This is a genomic window from Streptomyces sp. NPDC127595, from assembly GCF_042671685.1.
Classification (GTDB): domain Bacteria; phylum Actinomycetota; class Actinomycetes; order Streptomycetales; family Streptomycetaceae; genus Streptomyces.
The window spans coordinates 1-14861 of sequence record NZ_JBHXWK010000008.1 but is presented as its reverse complement, the minus strand read 5'-3'; the positions used below and the strand labels follow the sequence as shown (position 1 = coordinate 14861).

The following is a 14861-nucleotide window of genomic DNA, read 5'->3' as shown; positions in this document are numbered from 1 at the left end:
GGCATACGGAGGGCGCGCTACCCAGGGGGTGTCCCGGGTGTCGCGCCCTCCGCCCTGCCTACGGCCGGATCAGCCGATGTGGAAGCTGTCGCCGTACACCTTCCAGTCCAGCGGCGGATTCAGGCTCAGGTTCCGCTTCTGGACGAAGACCCGCTGCGCGGTGTCGACCCGGCTGGTGTCCGAGTGCGCCTCCTCCTGCTTCATCGCCCAGACGCGCGCGTCGAGGAACGCGTTCAGATACGTCACCTCGTCGCCTCCCTGGGCCGGCGGCTTGGCCTTAGCCAGGGCGCGCCGCCGGATGCTGCTGAAGCTGGTGCTGTCGCCGCCGTCGCCGTGCATCACGATGGCGTCGTAGTAGGTGAACTGGCCGAGGACGCCGATCCCGTCGGTCTTGCCCTGCCGGACGGCCGGGTTGAAGTAGACGCGGTCGCGCTCGTCGTTCTGGGCCTGCTGGAACGCCGAGTCCTGGGCCGCCCTGGCCCAGTCGCCCGGGAACCCGGGGTCCAGGCCCTGGTGCGAGTCGGTGCCGTCCACGTTGCGCAGGGCGGGCAGGTACTTGGCCAGTACGTTGCCGGGCTTGCGCTGTGCGTACAGCTCCACGAGGTCGAGCATGTCGCCGGTGCCGGAACAGAAGCCGATGATCCCGGCCGTGTAGCCGCGCCCGTCGCCGATGTCCTCGATGTACTTGTACTGCGCCTTCCAGTCCAGCGAGGAGTTCTCCGCACTGGACACCAGCTTCATGGCGATCTCCTTCTTCGCCGGGTCGTCCAGACCGATCGCTGCGGCGGTCGCGGACTGGGTCGCGATGACAGGACCTGCCACCAGTGAAGCTCCGATCAGGGCGAGCAGGGTGCGGCGTGACGTGCGTATGTGGGGGGTGTGCACGGTACCTCCGTCGGGGAGAGTGACGCTTCCACGTACTGTTAGGAAAGTTTCCTACCAGAGATTGTGGTTGACGTATACCCGTCAGGAAGAGGTCGGAGTCAGGAAGAGGTCGGAACTTCTACGGCCGTACGGCGCCGGGTGGCCGCATCCGGGTTTCAGGCGCGGCGGTAGGCCTGGCAGGGCTGGGCCCCGGGAAGACGGCCGGTGAAGAACGAGGTGGGCGGCACGCCCATCAAGGTGCGGAAGTCGGCGGTCATGTGCGACTGGTCGTAATAGCCCGTGGCGATGGCCAGTTGGGCCCAGGGGGTGTCCGGCGCGCGGCGCGCGTGCGTGAGGACGTGGCGTACGCGGGCGATGCGGGCGTAGTGCTTGGGGGAGACGCCGACCCCGTCCGCGAAGAGGTTGCGCAGCTGGCGTTCGCTGACGGCGAGGCGCCCCGCCAACTCCCGTACGCCCACGGGCAGCCGGCCCACGTCCGTCGACATCGCCGCGACCGCCGCGCGCAGCAGCTCCGTACGTGCCGGGTCGGCCGGAGTGAGCCGTTCGGGCAGGGCCTGTGCCAGGTGGGGGACCACCTGCTCCGGCTCCAAGGGGAGGAGTTCGTCGGCCAGTTGCCCGGCATGGGCGCCGGGGAAATCACCGAGCGGTGCGACCCGGCCGACGAGATCGACCGCCGCCACACCGAGCAACGGGCGTGCCGCTCCCGGTTCCAGGCGCAGCTCCACACAGGAGGCGAGGCGCTTGCTCGCATGGTAGGAGGCGCGGGTGCGCGGGCCGACGACAAGGACATCGCGGCGGCCGTTCTCCTCGACCCGCACCACCATCTTCGTTGCCGCGTCCGGGACATGGGTGAACGGCTCGCGCAACTCGCCCTCGACGGACGTGAAGGCGGCGCCGACGAACCAGGGATGCAGCGCCCCGGGCAGCACCAGTCGCTCCGCGGTGAGACCGCTCGCACCGGACTTCGTCTCATACGGGGTGGTCACCCCTCCACGGTAGACGCGCCGAGGCGCCGGCCGGCCCCGGGAACCGTGCCGGAATTTCCTAGCGGCCGGCCGCACCGGCTCGACACCGTGGAGGACATGATCCTAGTGACCGGTGCCACGGGCACCATCGGCAGTGAACTTCTGCGACAGCTCGCGGCGCGCGGCGAGAAGGCCCGCGCGCTGACCCGGGACCCCGCCCGCGCTCAGGTGCCCGCCGGCGTCGAGGTGGTGCGCGGCGACTACCACGAGCCCGCGTCCGTCGAGGCCGCCATGTCCGGGGTCTCCGCCCTCTTCGCCGTGGGTGTTCTCGGCCCCGGTGACGCGGACGCCGACGCGGCACTGGTCGCGGCGGCGCGGGCGGCAGGCGTACGGCGGGTCGTGAAGCTCTCCTCCATAGGCACGGGCGACCCTGCCCTGGGCAACTGGCACCTCGGCGGTGAACAGGCCGTCCAGGCAAGCGACTTGGAGTGGACCGTGCTGCGCCCCTCGTCGTTCGCCTCCAACACGCTGAGCTGGGCGGAGGCGATCCACTCCGGCGACCCGGTGCCCAACATGACCGGGACGGGCACGCAGGGTGTCATCGATCCGCGTGACGTGTCCGAGGTAGCTGCCGAGACGTTGCTCGCGCCGGGGCACTCGGGCCGCACGTACACCCTGACCGGCCCCGAACTCCTCACCGCGCCCGACCAGGCCGCCACTCTCGCCGAGGTCCTCGGCCGCCCGGTCACCACCGTCGACGTACCCCCGGACGTGCTCCGCGCACAATTCCTTGAAGCCGGGATGTCCGAGATCCACACCCAAGGTGTCCTGGCGGGTACGGCGTACGTCCGCAGGGGCGGGAACGCGGTGCTGACCGAGGACGTACGCCGCGTACTGGGCCGTGCCCCGCGTACGTATGCGCAGTGGGCGCGTGATCACCGGGAGGCGTTCGCGCGGAGCTGACGCTCGGCCTTGGGTGTCCCCTCCTCCGTGCCCGCGGAGGAGGAGAGACGCGCCGGCCTCAGCAGCACCGCCGCCAGCACCAGCGCGGTCGCGGTGATCCCCATGGCGACCGTGAACGCCAGCCGGTAGCCGTCCGCCGTCGCCGCGACCAGCCGCTCACCCTCGCCGAGCAGCCGTTCAGTGCGGCTCGCCGCCACGGTGGTGAGGACCGCCAGGCCCAGGGAACCGCCCACCACCTGCGTGGTGTTGAAGAGGCCGGAGGCCAGTCCCGCGTCCTCCTCGCGGGCGCCCGACATGGCCAGTCCGGTGACCGCGGGCATCGCGGCGGCGAAGCCGGCGGCGAGGAGGAGCAGCGGAGGCAGTACGTGGGCGAGGTACTCACCGTCGGCCGGGGCCCGGCTGAGCAGCGCCATGCCCGCCGTGATGAGGACAAGCCCGGCGAGCAGTACCCGGTACGGGCCGAAGCGGGCGATCGTCCGCGCCGACAGGGTCAGCATCAGAACCCCGATGGCGATCGGCGCGGGCAGGAATGCCGTGCCGGTGAGCAACTCGCTGTAGCCCAGGACGCGTTGGAGGTAGAGCGCGCCGATGAACTGGAAGCCGAACATCCCCGCGATCATCAGGATCTGCACGCCGTTCGCACCCGTCAGGGCGCGGGAGCGGAAGAGCCGCAGTCGCAGCAGTGGGCGGGCGGCCCGCGCCTGCCGCACGGTGAAGCCGGTGAAGAGGGCGAGCGACAGGGCGGCGAGGGCGAGTGTGGCGCCCAGCGTGCGGTCGCCGGCACCGATGATCGCGTACACGGTCAGCATCAGCGCGCCCGTCACCAGCGCCGCTCCGGGATAGTCGGCGCCCTTGCCGAGGCCGACTCCCTGCTCGGGGGCGAGGATTCGGAGCGCCGCGAGCAACGCCACCGCCCCGATCGGCAGGTTGATCAGGAAGATCCAGTGCCAGCCGACCGCCTGCGTCAGCGCTCCGCCGAGGAAGGTGCCGAGCGCCCCGCCCCCCGCGCCGACCGCGCTGAACACCGCGATGGCGCGGGCCTGTTCGCGCGGCTCGGGGAACAGTGCGACCAGCATGCCGAGCACGACCGCCGAGGTCATCGCCCCGCCGACGCCCTGCAAGGCGCGGGCGGCGACCAGCAGGCCCTGGCCGGTGGCGACCCCGCACAGGACGGACGCGGCGGTGAACACGGCGAGCCCGGCGACGAACATCCGCTTGCGGCCCACCAGATCCCCGAGCCGGCCCACGAGCAGCAGCAGCCCGCCGAAGGGAATCAGATACGCGTTCACGACCCAGGCGAGACCCGGGCCCGAGAAGCCGAGGTCACTCTGGATCGCGGGCATCGCGACGGTGACGATGTTCCCGTCCAGGACCGTCATCAGGGTGCCCGCGCACAGCACGGCCAGCGAGGCCCAGCGCGAGTATGTTCGTGGTGTCGGTGACAGGGTGTGGGACTGCATGGCGATGACCTCGGCGTTCTCCATAGGTGCACGACTTGTAACGGGGTACATCGTGAGTGACCATGGAGACCGGCATAAGGAGGCACTTCGATGTCCCAGAGGAACACCGGTGTTACCGCGCAGGCAGTGCACGCGCAGGCCTGCCCCGTCCGCGAAGTTCTTGACAGGGTCGCCGGAAAATGGAGCGTGCTGATCATCGTGGCCGCCGCGCACGGGCCGATCCGCTTCACCGAACTGGAGCGCAGTGTGGAGGGCATCAGCCGCCGCATGCTCTCCCTCACCCTGCGCAATCTTGAGCGCGACGGACTGGTCACCCGCACCGTCCATGCGACCGTGCCGCCGAAGGTGGAGTACGAACTCACCTCGGTGGCGCATGAGTTGTACGAGACGCTGCTGTCCCTCACCGACTGGGCCGAGCGGCACCGCGGCACGATCGCCGAGTCGCGCGCGGCCTACGACGCCCAGCACCGGCCGGAACTGCTGGACGTGTAGGCCGCGTTCTCACGGTTTTGCGAGGCTCGGGTTCCCGCAGCGTCGCGAGATCCGCCTTCTCACGGCGTCGCGAGCGCCTCCGTAGGGGAGAGGCGTGACGCCCGGATCGCCGGGTAGAGGCCGGCCAGGCCGCCGATCACCAGGGTGGCCGCGATGCCGCCGGCCAGCGCCCAGGCCGGTACGGCGGTCGGCCAGCCCTGGTAGAGGGCGTACCCGGCGGTGACCGCCAGGCCCAGCAGGGCGCCCGCCGCGCCGCCGAGGGCGGACAGCAGCAGGGACTCCGCCAGGAACTGCGTACGGATCTGCCGCCGCGTCGCGCCCAGCGAGCGGCGCAGCCCGATCTCCGCCCGGCGCTCGAGAACCGAGATGACCATCGTGTTCGCCACCCCCACCCCGCCGACGAGCAGGGCGACCGCGCCAAGGCCGAGCAGCAGCCCGGTGAACGCCTCGCCCGCGGCCTGCTTGGCGGCGAGCGCGTCCGAGGGGCGGGAGACCTCGACCTCGCTCGGCGCCTCGGGGTTGGCGGTCGCGCCGAGGACCTCGCGGACCGTCGTCACGGACTCGTCGGCCGAGCGTGTGTAGACCGTGGTGGCATGCCCGTCGAACCCCAGCTCCGACTCGGCCACGGGCCAGCCGACCAGCGTCGCCGTGTCCAACTCCGGTGTCAGTTCCGAAGGCTGGAGAATCCCGACCACGGTGAACCAGGTGCCGCCGACCAGCACCTGCGTGTCCGCACCGGCGCGCCCGATCCCGAGCCGCTGGGCGGCCGTCGCACCGAGCACCGCCGCCGGGTAACTGCCCGTGCCCCCGTTCAGCCAGGTCCCGCTCGCCAACTCGGCGCCGATCGTGGCCCGTAGAGAGGTGCGGGCTGCGTACACCGCGATGCCGTTCGTCTGGGCCTCGGGAATCCGGTCGGTGCGGTAGACCTTCGCGTCCTCGGCCCGGCCGACCGCCGACACGGACTCCACGCCGTCGATGCGCGACACCATGTCCTCGGCGGTGGCGGGGAGTTCGGCCTCTCCACCGGTGAGGGTGGAGCCGGGTGACACCGTGAGCAGATTGGTACCGAGGGCCGCCAGCGCACGGTCGAGGTCGGCTCGGGAGGAGGACGAGATGCCGACGACCGCGACCATCGCCGCGATGCCGATCGCGATGCCGAGCGCCGAGAGGAAGGCCCGCAGCGGCCGGGTGCGCAGGCCGACGGCGCCGACTCTGACGACGTCGGCGGGGCCGAGATGCGCGGGGCGTAGTACATCCGCGGTCAGGGGCGGAGCATCCACGGTCATCGGACCACCTCCGGCGCCAGGCCCCGTACGCCCCGCTCCGTGGTGTCCTCGACCACCCGGCCGTCCCGCATCCGCACCCGCCGTGGCAGCGAGTCGGCGATCTCCCGGTCGTGGGTGATGATCACAACTGTGGTGCCGGTGCCGTGCAGTTCGCGCAGCAGCCGCATCACGCCCAGGCCCGACACGGAGTCCAGCGCCCCGGTCGGCTCGTCGGCGAGCAGCAGCGGAGGATCCCCGGCGACCGCGCGGGCCACGGCGACCCGCTGACGCTCGCCGCCGGACAACTCCTGCGGCTCGTGGTGCATTCGGTGCCCCAGGCCGACCCGGCGCAGCGCCTGCGCCGCGCGACGGCGCCGCTCGGCCGGCCGCAGCCCCGAGTAGAGCAGACCGTCCGCCACGTTCTCCAACGCCGTTGTACCGCCCGCCAGATGGAACCGCTGGAAGACGAAGCCGATCCGGCGCGCCCGCAGCGCCGACAGCCGCGCGTCCGACAGTGCGCCCGCGTCGTACCCCTCGACCCGGACACTGCCCGACGAGGGCCGGTCGAGTGTGCCGAGCATGTGCAGCATGGTCGACTTCCCCGAGCCCGACGGGCCCACGATGGCGACGAGTTCACCGCGCGCGATCGTCAGGGACACCCCGGCCAGCGCGGTGACGCCGCCCGGATAGACCTTGGTGACATCGGTCAGCGAGATCATGCCGGCATCCCCACCTTCGTGCCCTCGGCGATGCCCTCGCCGGTGATCTCCACCCGCCCGTTCGCGAACAGCCCCGTCTCGACAGCCACATACGCCGTGGTCGACCCCCGTACGACCTCGACGCCGAAACCGCCCTCCGGAAGCGCCACGAGCGCGGCGATCGGAACGGTGAGGACGTCCTTGCGCTCGCCGGCCGTGAAGAGGACGTCGACGGCGGCCAGTACGTAGGACGCGGCCGCCTTCTGCGCCTTGGCGCCGTCCAGTGCGACGGTCACCTCCACCTTGGTCGTCGGATCCTGCTGCCCGCCGTCGCCGGGATCGATCTCGGTGTAGACATCCTCGATCCGGCCCTCGACGCTCGTTCCGTCCGGCAGCGCGACGGTGACCTTCGTTCCCTTCTTCGCCAACCGCCGGTCGGCGGTGTCGAGTTCGAGCGTGACGACCTGTGCGGTGCCGGTGTATGACAGCACCTTCTGGCCAGGGCCCGTGGCGGCGCCCTCCTCGGCGTCCACCGCGTCCACCCGCACGGCAGCCGGCGCGAACACCACCCGGCCCAGCTCGACGGCCCCGGTCTCGTCCAGCCCCCGGTCCTCCTGCCACTCCCGCACCGCGTCGGCGGTCGCCTCGGTGTACTCGTCGTCGACCGTGAAGCCCGAGTAGCCCAGCGCGTCGAGGTTCCGCTCAAGCGCCTCGACGTCCGCGCCCTCGACGCCGGGCTTCAGGTCGCGGTACGCGGGAGTCCCCCCGTACATCAGGGTTACGGGCTTGTCGTCGACCTCGTACAGGGTCCTGCCCCGGGTGATCTTCTCGCCGGCGTCCGGGAGTTCGGTGACAGTGCCGGGGATGCGGGCGGTCGCGGTGGTCGCCGTTCCGTAGCCGAGCTCGCCGTCCTCGGACTGGCTGTCCTTGAGGGTCTGGCGGGTCACCTCGGCGGTGGCCGGGGGGAGTTGGGTGGCGGACGCGGCGCCCGATCCGTCGCGTCCGGCCAGGCCGAGCCCGGCGGCCGCCGCTCCGCCGACCGCAGCGAGGACGCCCACGGCGATGACGGCAGTGCGGCGGCGGCGCCGGTGGCGCCGCGGGCGATTCGGCTCGGCAGGTTCCGAGGGGGAGGTCCCGGTTTCGGGGTGGTCGACATCAGGCCGCGGCTCGAAGTGCGCCTGCTCGGAACGGCCTTCGGACAGCGCCCGGTCGTGCGACGCTTCGGACGGTGTGCGCTCGGGGGAGGTGTCGTCGGGCACGACCGCCGCCTCACTCATCGCCGGCCTTGTCGTTCGACGGGCCTTCGCCGCCGTCAGGGGCGTACTTGTCACACGTCTTCTGGGCCTGCTCGAAGTCGGGGTCCTCGGCGACGTCCTGGTTGATCTGAAGGCCCGCGCTGCCGGGCTCGGGGTCGGGGAAGTCCTCCACCCCGTTGTCACGCATGCACTGGGCGAGCTTGCGCACCCGCTCCTCCGCCTCTGGGTCGGCACTGGCGTCCCCGTTCTGCATGGGGTCGTACTTGCGGCAGGCCTCCATCGCCGCGTCGACCTCACCCTTGGGCAGCTGACCGGTGATCCGGAGCCCCTTGCCGGGCTCCGGGTCCTCCACGTCCACGCCGTGCTCGCGCAGACACTGCGCGAACTTCACCCCTTGGTCCTCCTGCGCGTTCTTGCTCGCTGCCGCATCGGTCTCCACCGTGTCGCCGCCGGCACCACATCCCGAAAGGGACAGGGCGAGTGCCAGGGCGAGTGCCGGCGGGAGGGCGGCGAGTGTGCCGCGGGTCCGCTTCCGCATCGCGTCGTCTCCTCGTGTCGGGACCGGAGGAGCTCTCCGGCCACTCGCCAGGAGGGAACAGGACCGGCTGTTTCCCCAGTGTTTCCACGGCACTTGAGTGCCTCGGGTGCGGCCCGTCGACGATCACGGACAGAGCGGCCTGTCGACGATCACTAACAGAAAGGAAACGCGGCACCCGGCACCCTTGCCCTGCGGAGCGCTCCGCCCAGAGAGAGGTGTGACCGGATGCGGGTACTGGTGGTCGAGGACGAACCGATGCTCGCCGACGCGATCGCGGAGTGGCTGCGCGGCCACGCCCACGCGGTCGACATCGCGTACGACGGAGCGGCGGCGCTGGAGCGTGCGACGGTCGTCGACTACGACGTGGTCGTCCTCGACCGCGATCTGCCGCTCGTGCACGGCGACGACGTGTGCCGGGAACTGGTCGCCTCCGAGTCGAGCACACGGGTGCTGATGCTCACGGCGGCCGCCGAGATCACCGACCGGGTCTTCGGCCTCGGCCTGGGCGCCGACGACTACCTCGTGAAACCCTTCGCTTTCCCCGAACTAACCGCCCGAGTCCTGGCGTTGGGGCGACGGGCGCGTCCCGCCGCGCCTCCTGTGCTGCGTCGCGCGGGGCTCACCCTCGACCCGGCCCGGGGCGAGGTGTTCCGGGGCAGCCGTTACGTCCCCCTGTCGAAGAAGGAGTTCGCCGTGCTGGCCGAACTGCTGCGCGCCGAGGGGGCCGCGGTCTCCGCCGAGCAGCTCCTGGAGAAGGCGTGGGACGAACACGCCGACCCGTTCACCGGGGCCGTCCGGCTCGCGGTGCTCAAGCTGCGCCGCAAGCTCGGAGACCCGGCGGTCGTGGAGACCGTCACCGGTGTCGGGTACCGGATCCAGTGAGCGATTCCGTGAGACATCCCGTGAGCGGGGCGGAGCCGCGGCCGAAGGTACGGTTCCGGTGGCCCCGCCGGTTGCTTCCGCGCAGGATCACCCTGCGCGCCCGCCTCACCATGATCTACGGCGGCCTCTTCTTCGCGGGCGGTGTGGTCCTGCTCGGTGTCACCTACGCCCTGCTCACCCAGCAGCTCGACCGCTCGGGGACGAAGATCCTCTCCTCGTCGCGGGCGGGCACGGGCACGCCTTCCGCGCAGCCGACCGGTGAGCAGCAGGGCGAGCGGACACTGGTCTCCGCCGGCGGCGCGACGCCTCCGCCGGACTTCAAGGACCTGGAGAAATGGATGGACGCCGAGAGCGACCGGCTCCGGGACGTCGCCACCAACTCCCTGCTCACCCAAGGAGGCTTCGCGCTGCTCGTGGTCGGCGGCGTCGCGGCCGGGTTCGGCTGGCTGATCGCGGGGCGCGTGCTGGCACCGCTGCACCGGGTCACGGACACCGCACACCGCATCGCCAGCTCGCCCGCCGCCGACCGGGGCCTGCATGAGCGCATCGCGCTGCGCGGCCCCGACGACGAGGTCAAGGATCTCGCCGACACCTTCGACACCATGGTCGAGCGGCTCGACCGCTCCTTCGACGGCCAGCGCCGCTTCGTCGCCAACGCCTCCCACGAACTGCGGACCCCGCTGACGCTGGGCCGCGCGCTCGTCGAGGTGGCCATGCACCGCAAGACGGCCTCCGAGGACGTCCGGCAACTCGGCGAGAACCTGCTGGAGATCAACAACCGGCACGAGCGGCTGATCACCGGCCTGCTGCTCCTCGCCCGCTCGGAGAACGAGATCGCCGAGCGGCTGCCCGTCGACCTCGCCGACGTGGTGACCCATGTGACGGACCAGATCACGGGGGAGGCGGAGCGCGCCGGAGTCACCGTAGAGGAGAAGGCCGGGGAGGCGCTCGTCCTCGGCGACGCGCTGCTCCTCGAACGCCTCGTCCACAACCTGGTCGAGAACGGCATCCGGCACAACACCGGCGCCGGGGGCTGGGTCCAGGTGGTCAGCCGTACGAACGACGAGGGCCGGGTGGAGGTGGAGGTCACCAACTCCGGTCCCGCCGTGCCGCCGTACGAACTCCCCGCTCTCTTCGAGCCCTTCCGGCGTCTCGGTGTCGACCGCGTGGTCACCTCGAAGGGCGCCGGCCTCGGCCTGTCCATCGTCCGCTCCATCGCCCGCGCCCACTCCGGAGAGGCCCTGGCCGGCCCACGCGAGGACGGCGGCCTTACGGTTACGGTGACCCTGCCGGGCTGCCCGCAGGACGCGCGCCCATGACACCGACGCGAGGGCCTTCAGGGGAAGGCATAACACCGGTGCGGCGGCCTTCAGGGTAAAGGCACAAAGCCGGTGTGGCGGCCTTCAGCGCAGGGCCGTGACACCGGCGCGACGGCTGTCAGAGTTGGGCACTGACACCGGGGCGACGGCCGTCAGGGCAAGGCCGGGCCGTTCAGAGGCCGAACCCCTGCGGGTCGGTTGCGAGTGCCCGGAAGTACTCCCGCGGGTCCGCGACCAGCCTGCGCTCCTTGAGGTCCAGCAGCCCGCCGACGCAGGTGAGTTCGGCGGACACCGTGCCGTCCGTCTTGCGTATGGTCTGCTCGATCCGGAAGGACTTTCCCGTCCCCCAGGCAAAGCCGCATGTCACCTCGACCTCGTCGCCCGCGCGCAGCTCCCGCAGATAGCGGATGGTCGTCTCCAGGACCACCGGGCCCACGCCCTTGCCCATCAGCTCCGTCTGGCTGATCCCGGCCGCGTGCATCAACGCCCAGCGGGCGTGCTCCGCGTACTGCAGATAGACGCTCTGGTTGAGGTGTCCCTGCACATCGGTCTCGTACCCGCGGACGGTGACCGGTACCGAAAACTGCTCTGCCACGACTTCCCCTTCAACGACGGTCAGGTCTGATCCAATCAGTCCAACTCCCTTCTACAGCAAGCCATTCCGGCGTGGTCACACCCGCCGGGGCGAAGCCAGCACATACCGGGCACCGGTGCGCGGCTCCGTGTGCTCGCCGACCTGCCAGCCCGCCTTCTCCAGCGTGGCCGCGCAGGCACGCAACGCGTCGGGGTCCGGCTCGCGCACGGCGACCGCCTCCGGCTGCGGTGTCGCGCGCACCCGATAACCGGCGCTCCCGGCATCCGCGTCCGCGGGCCGGTGGCCCGCCGCCTCCAGGGCGAGCGCCGCGGCCTGCACCAGATGCGTCCGCTCCCACGCGCAGGGACGGTCGGTGGCGCCGTCCGGATTGGTCATCCGGCGCATCTCCAGCAGCCCCTGCCAGGCGCTGTGCACCTCGCGTATCCGGGAGGGGCCGCTGTCGGCCGCCTGCTCGCCGCCGATCCGGGCGGCGAACACCCCTGCGCCGGCGGACACGGACGTCTCCGCGACCGGCTGGAGCTGGGGCTCGGGAGCCTCACGTATGCGATGCCCGGCGGGTGTCAGGAAGTGGTCGTGCGGCGGCCTGGGATGCCGGAAGGCGAGCCCGCGCTTCACCAGTGCGGCGAGCTGGGTCTCCGTACCCTTCAGCCGTCCGGTCACGGGGTCGGCGGCGTCGATGACACGCCGCTGTGCGGCGGTCGGCGGTCGTGTCACGGCGCGCTCCCTCCAGGCCGGTCAGTGCTCCTCGGGCCCCTGTCCCGGAGGGGAGAGCGGCTCATGAGAACAGTACGAGCCGGGTCTGACATTCCAGCCGGCCACCACATGCCGCCGGTGCTCCGTGCTCAGCCGGCTGATCGTCCCGGTGCCGAGCTGGAACAGGGCGCCGTCCCCGGCCGGCAGCCCCAGCCGCCGCGCGGTCAGTACCCGCAGGAAGTGCCCGTGCGACACGACCACCACACTGCCCTCCGCCTCGGCGAGCGCCGCGTCGATCTTGGCCAGCATCCGCTCCGCGCGCGCCCCGACCTCTTCCGGACTCTCCCCGGGGTGCTCGGGCGGTCCGGGCGTGACCCCGTCCGTGAACAGGAACCAGTCGGGCCGCTCCCGATGGATCTTGACGGTCGTGATCCCCTCGTACCCGCCGTAGTCCCACTCGGACAGGTCCGCGTCGACCCGTGCCCCGCCGATCCCGGCCAGCCGTGCCGTCTCCTTGGCCCGCTGCATCGGGCTGACGAACGCCGCCGCGATGTGGTGGCGGGCGATCAGCGGAGCGAGCCTGCGCGCCTGCTCCCGGCCGTTCTCCGTCAGCGGGACGTCGGTCGAGCCCGTGTGCCGCCCGGACAGCGACCACTCGGTCTCACCGTGCCGGACGAGGAGAAGGTCACCCATCGCGAAACCCTTTCTGTCCCGTCGTACGCGACTGTCCTTCGTACGCGACTGCCTTCGTACATGACTGTCTTCGTACGGTGGCACCGGCCGGCGTCCGTCGCAGCACCGGCTGCGCCGGTCGGCCCTGCCGCCGGCACGTGCTGCCGCCGGCACGTGCTGCCGCCGGCACCCCCTACTGCCGGTACCCGCTCAGGAACCGCCCGATCCGGCTGATCGCCGCGTCGAGGTCGTCGGCGTGGGGGAGGGTGAGGATGCGGAAGTGGTCGGGACGGGGCCAGTTGAAGCCGGTGCCCTGGACGACCTGGATCTTCTCGCGGAGAAGGAGGTCCAGGACGAACTTCTCGTCGTCGTGGATCTTGTGGACCGCGGGGTCGATGCGCGGAAAGGCGTACAGGGCGCCCTTCGGTTTCACGCACGAGACGCCGGGGATCTCGTTGAGCTTCTCCCAGGCGCGGTTGCGCTGTTCGTGCAGGCGGCCACCGGGGGCGGTCAGGTCGTGGATGGACTGGCGCCCGCCGAGCGCGGCCTGAATGGCGTACTGGGCGGGCGCGTTGGCACACAGCCGCATGGAGGCGAGCATCGTCAGGCCCTCCAGATAGCTGCGCGCGTGCTGCTTGGGGCCGGTGACGACCAGCCAGCCGGAGCGGAATCCCGCGACGCGGTAGGTCTTCGACAGGCCGCAGAAGGTGAGGACGACCAGATCGGGGGCGAGTGCGGCGGCCGAGTGGTGCACGGCGTCGTCGTACAGGATCTGGTCGTAGATCTCGTCGGCGAACACCATCAGGCCGTGGCGGCGGGCGAGGTCGAGGATGCCCTCGATGATCTCCTTGGGATACACCGCGCCCGTCGGGTTGTTGGGGTTGATGATGACGACGGCGCGCGTCCGGTCGGTGATCTTCGCGGCCATGTCGGCCAGGTCCGGGTACCAGTCGGACTGTTCGTCGCAGAGGTAGTGCACGGCCTTGCCGCCGGCCAGCGTGGTCACCGCCGTCCAGAGGGGGAAGTCCGGGGCGGGGATGAGGACTTCGTCGCCGTCCTCGACCAGCGCCTGTACGGCCATCGACACCAGTTCGGAGACGCCGTTGCCGAGGAAGACGTCGTCGACGCCGACCTCCAGCCCGCGGTCCTGGTAGCGCTGGGCCACCGCGCGGCGGGCGGAGAGGATGCCGCGTGAGTCCGTGTAGCCGTGTGCCTGCGGGAGCATCCGGATCATGTCCTGGAGGATCTCGTCCGGTGCCTCGAAACCGAAGAGCGCGGGGTTGCCGGTGTTGAGGCGCAGCACGCTGTGGCCCGCCGCCTCCAGCGCGTCGGCGTGCTCGATCACCGGGCCCCGGATCTCGTAACAGACCTCGCTGAGTTTGCTCGACTGCCGGAACTCCATGCGCTGTGCCCTCCGGTTCGTTGTGATGCTTGGTTTTACCAAGCAGGCGCTTGGAAAGTCCAACAACATGTCTAGACTGCGTCGCATGTCACCTCGCCGAAGCTACGACCAGTACTGTTCCGCTGCCCGGGCGCTCGACGCCGTCGGTGACCGCTGGACCCTCCTGATCGTCCGCGAACTCCTCGGCGGACCGCGCCGCTACACGGACCTGCACGCGGACCTGCCCGGCGTGAGCACGGACGTCCTCGCGTCCCGGCTCAAGGACATGGAGCGCGACGGGCTGACCACCCGGCGGCGCCTTCCGCCGCCCGGCGCGGCGTTCGTCTACGAACTCACCTCCCGCGGGCGGGAGTTGCTCCCCGTGTTGCAGGCGCTCGGGGACTGGGGTGCCGCCGAGCTCGGCGAGCGGCGGCCCACCGACGCCGTACGGGCGCACTGGTTCGCGTTGCCGCTGCTTCGGGGGCTGGAGGGTACGGGCCTTGTGGAAGTCCGCCTGGACGAGGGGGAGTTCCATGTGTGGCTGGGAGCGGAGGAGGGGCCCGTGTACGGGGACGGGCCCGCCCGGGAGGAGCCGGACGTCCGGCTGTCCCTCGACACGGGGACCTGCGAGGCCGTCAGCCGGGGGGAGTTGACCCTGCTCGACGCGGTGCGGGAGGGGCGGGTCGCGGTGGTGGGGGAGGGGGCGTTGGCGAAGGGGTTGCGGGAGGGGTGAGGGTGGGGTGTTTTTCGCCCCCTCCGCCCCTGCCCGTCCCTTGTTCCTGGGGGCTGCCGCCCCC

16 protein-coding genes are annotated in these 14861 nt (G+C 71.4%); 5 read left to right on the top strand and 11 right to left on the bottom strand.

Features of this window, described 5'->3' with window-relative positions:
- Nucleotides 1-69 precede the first annotated feature (69 nt).
- Nucleotides 70-885 carry a chitosanase gene (locus ACFVKT_RS24985; RefSeq protein ID WP_385735083.1) on the bottom strand — a complete coding sequence of 272 codons (816 nt, stop codon included), beginning with the start codon at nucleotides 883-885 and terminating at the stop codon, nucleotides 70-72.
- A 155-nt stretch (nucleotides 886-1040) separates the two neighbouring features.
- Nucleotides 1041-1871, bottom strand: a complete 831-nt coding sequence (locus tag ACFVKT_RS24980) for a helix-turn-helix domain-containing protein (RefSeq protein WP_385735081.1) — start codon at nucleotides 1869-1871, stop codon at nucleotides 1041-1043.
- A 96-nt stretch (nucleotides 1872-1967) separates the two neighbouring features.
- Between ACFVKT_RS24980 and ACFVKT_RS24975 the strand changes: the two genes are divergently transcribed.
- A complete protein-coding gene (locus ACFVKT_RS24975; RefSeq protein ID WP_385735079.1) occupies nucleotides 1968-2813 on the top strand; it encodes an NAD(P)H-binding protein in 846 nt (281 codons plus the stop codon).
- On the opposite strand, the gene ACFVKT_RS24970 is transcribed toward ACFVKT_RS24975, so the two are convergent.
- Complete coding sequence (locus ACFVKT_RS24970; protein WP_385735077.1) at nucleotides 2786-4297, bottom strand: MFS transporter; 1512 nt, start codon at nucleotides 4295-4297, stop codon at nucleotides 2786-2788. The two genes, ACFVKT_RS24975 and ACFVKT_RS24970, sit on opposite strands and share 28 nt — an antisense overlap.
- A gap of 66 nt (nucleotides 4298-4363) precedes the next feature.
- Between ACFVKT_RS24970 and ACFVKT_RS24965 the strand changes: the two genes are divergently transcribed.
- A complete protein-coding gene (locus tag ACFVKT_RS24965; protein ID WP_385735075.1) occupies nucleotides 4364-4765 on the top strand; it encodes a winged helix-turn-helix transcriptional regulator in 402 nt (133 codons plus the stop codon).
- 59 nt (nucleotides 4766-4824) lie between these two features.
- Here the strand turns inward: ACFVKT_RS24965 and ACFVKT_RS24960 are convergent, their stop codons facing one another.
- The 4 genes from ACFVKT_RS24960 to ACFVKT_RS24945 are packed head-to-tail and all read right to left on the bottom strand — an operon-like array spanning nucleotide 4825 to nucleotide 8522.
- Nucleotides 4825-6051 (bottom strand): ABC transporter permease, encoded by a 1227-nt coding sequence (locus ACFVKT_RS24960; RefSeq protein ID WP_385735073.1) that lies wholly within the window; start codon nucleotides 6049-6051, stop codon nucleotides 4825-4827.
- Nucleotides 6048-6749, bottom strand: coding sequence for an ABC transporter ATP-binding protein (locus ACFVKT_RS24955; RefSeq protein WP_385735072.1), 702 nt, complete (start codon nucleotides 6747-6749; stop codon nucleotides 6048-6050). Before ACFVKT_RS24955 ends, ACFVKT_RS24960 begins: the two co-directional genes overlap by 4 nt.
- Entirely contained in the window at nucleotides 6746-8005 is a 1260-nt protein-coding gene (locus ACFVKT_RS24950; protein WP_385735070.1) for an efflux RND transporter periplasmic adaptor subunit, read from the bottom strand. The genes ACFVKT_RS24955 and ACFVKT_RS24950 overlap by 4 nt, the downstream gene beginning before the upstream one ends.
- On the bottom strand, nucleotides 7998-8522 hold the full coding sequence (locus ACFVKT_RS24945; protein WP_385735068.1) for a hypothetical protein: 525 nt from the start codon (nucleotides 8520-8522) through the stop codon (nucleotides 7998-8000). The genes ACFVKT_RS24950 and ACFVKT_RS24945 overlap by 8 nt, the downstream gene beginning before the upstream one ends.
- 225 nt (nucleotides 8523-8747) lie before the next feature.
- On the opposite strand from ACFVKT_RS24945, the gene ACFVKT_RS24940 reads away from it, so the two are divergent.
- Nucleotides 8748-9404: a response regulator transcription factor gene (locus ACFVKT_RS24940; RefSeq protein WP_385735066.1), complete on the top strand. Its 657-nt coding sequence runs from the start codon at nucleotides 8748-8750 to the stop codon at nucleotides 9402-9404.
- 8 nt (nucleotides 9405-9412) lie between these two features.
- Entirely contained in the window at nucleotides 9413-10723 is a 1311-nt protein-coding gene (locus ACFVKT_RS24935; RefSeq protein ID WP_385735064.1) for a sensor histidine kinase, read from the top strand.
- 172 nt (nucleotides 10724-10895) lie between these two features.
- Here ACFVKT_RS24935 and ACFVKT_RS24930 read toward each other — a convergent pair whose 3' ends face one another.
- The 4 genes from ACFVKT_RS24930 to ACFVKT_RS24915 form a co-directional block, all read right to left on the bottom strand.
- Nucleotides 10896-11318 (bottom strand): acyl-CoA thioesterase, encoded by a 423-nt coding sequence (locus ACFVKT_RS24930; protein ID WP_385735062.1) that lies wholly within the window; start codon nucleotides 11316-11318, stop codon nucleotides 10896-10898.
- Nucleotides 11319-11393: 75 nt separating this feature from the next.
- A complete protein-coding gene (locus ACFVKT_RS24925) occupies nucleotides 11394-12032 on the bottom strand; it encodes a hypothetical protein (protein ID WP_385735060.1) in 639 nt (212 codons plus the stop codon).
- A gap of 21 nt (nucleotides 12033-12053) precedes the next feature.
- Nucleotides 12054-12704: a histidine phosphatase family protein gene (locus ACFVKT_RS24920; protein WP_385735058.1), complete on the bottom strand. Its 651-nt coding sequence runs from the start codon at nucleotides 12702-12704 to the stop codon at nucleotides 12054-12056.
- 172 nt (nucleotides 12705-12876) lie between these two features.
- Nucleotides 12877-14085 (bottom strand): pyridoxal phosphate-dependent aminotransferase, encoded by a 1209-nt coding sequence (locus tag ACFVKT_RS24915; protein WP_385735056.1) that lies wholly within the window; start codon nucleotides 14083-14085, stop codon nucleotides 12877-12879.
- 85 nt (nucleotides 14086-14170) lie between these two features.
- Here ACFVKT_RS24915 and ACFVKT_RS24910 point away from each other — a divergent pair, with 85 nt between their 5' ends.
- Nucleotides 14171-14797: a winged helix-turn-helix transcriptional regulator gene (locus tag ACFVKT_RS24910; RefSeq protein WP_385735054.1), complete on the top strand. Its 627-nt coding sequence runs from the start codon at nucleotides 14171-14173 to the stop codon at nucleotides 14795-14797.
- Nucleotides 14798-14861 lie beyond the last annotated feature (64 nt).